This window comes from Chromohalobacter sp. 48-RD10 (assembly GCF_029889785.1).
In the GTDB taxonomy this organism is placed as follows: domain Bacteria; phylum Pseudomonadota; class Gammaproteobacteria; order Pseudomonadales; family Halomonadaceae; genus Chromohalobacter.
Genome location: NZ_JARANX010000146.1, coordinates 1 through 1,239, shown reverse-complemented (window position 1 = coordinate 1,239; position 1,239 = coordinate 1). Strand labels below are relative to the sequence as shown.

Sequence of the window (1,239 nt, the reverse complement as noted above, 5' to 3'; positions counted from 1 at the left end):
ATCGAGAAGACCGCCCGCAACCTGATCAAGCTGGGTGTACTCAGTGATGAACAGATCGCCGAGGCCACGGGGCTGACGGTGGCCGACGTGGAAGGACTGCGCGAAGAAGACACGCAGTGATCGCGCAACGCTCACGTTAACACAATCGCGACTGAAGTCCCTTTCACAAGAGCACCCCGCAAGGCATTCCGCATTACTCGACCCCACCAATGATTACGTCTTCAAGCGGCTGTAGATCTGCGGGATCGCTCGCACCGAGATGGAAGACCAACTGATTGCGGAGATTACGGGTCTGGCCATCGAGGAAGTGAGTCAGCTGCGCACCTAAGCACTGATCCTGCATCGAATGGATCATGAACTACGTTTTAGACGGCCCCTTTCGGGGCCGTTGTTGTTTGTGGCCGGGGGATGAGTGCGCCCATGCTGGGATGGCGAGTTTTTTCATCTTCCGGTTGGTGTGCTTTGGCGTCACGATAGGGCGTTGTGCAACGCGAAATGGGGCTCGGCATTGATGTTCAAACGTATTCTGGTGGTGTGTACGGGCAATATCTGTCGTAGCCCGGTGGCGGCGGCGCTGTTACAGCGGCAGTATCCTGATCGGATGATTGCCACGGCGGGTCTTGGCGCGCGTGTGGGAGAAGGCGTCGAGACGCATTCCCGCGCGTTGGCGGAGGCCGAACGGCCGGAGCTCGCCAAGGCGCTCAAGGCGCATAAGGCACGCCAGATCGATGAAACGATGCTGCGCGAAGCGGACTTGGTCCTGGTGATGACGGAACGCCAACGTAACGCGGTGGGGGAGCTGTTACCCTCGGCGTTCGGCAAGACCATGCTGTTCGGACGTTGGCTGGCCAACCCGGAAATTTCCGACCCCTACGGCAAAAGCGACGAAGCGTTCACGCACGTGCATCGGCAACTGGTCAACGCGGCCGAGGCATGGGCGGGGAAGTTGTAGGTTGGTATTGAGAAATTATACGCATTGAACAGTGCATGACACGTAAATGCTGACGGCCCCTTTTGGGGCCGTTTGCGTTTGTGGCCGGAGAATGAGCGCGATCATGCTTGGCTAGCGAGTCTTTTCATCTTCCGGTGGGCGTTTCTCCGCGTCACGATAGGACGTATTGCAAAGCTAAATGGGGCGCGTTGGCGGGTATGGCTCAACCGACCGAGCGGCACTGTTAGTGGACAAGGAGGTTGCTTTGGAAACGAAGTATAAAATACTAGTTATCAACGATAAAAAAA

The 1,239-nt window shown here is 57.1% G+C and carries 1 protein-coding gene; it reads left to right on the top strand.

Going from position 1 to position 1,239, the window contains the following annotated elements; genetic code table 11:
• The first annotated feature begins 511 nt into the window (after window positions 1-511).
• Complete coding sequence (locus OP496_RS17825) at window positions 512-952, top strand: low molecular weight protein-tyrosine-phosphatase (protein WP_075370394.1); 441 nt, start codon at window positions 512-514, stop codon at window positions 950-952.
• Window positions 953-1,239: the final 287 nt, after the last annotated feature.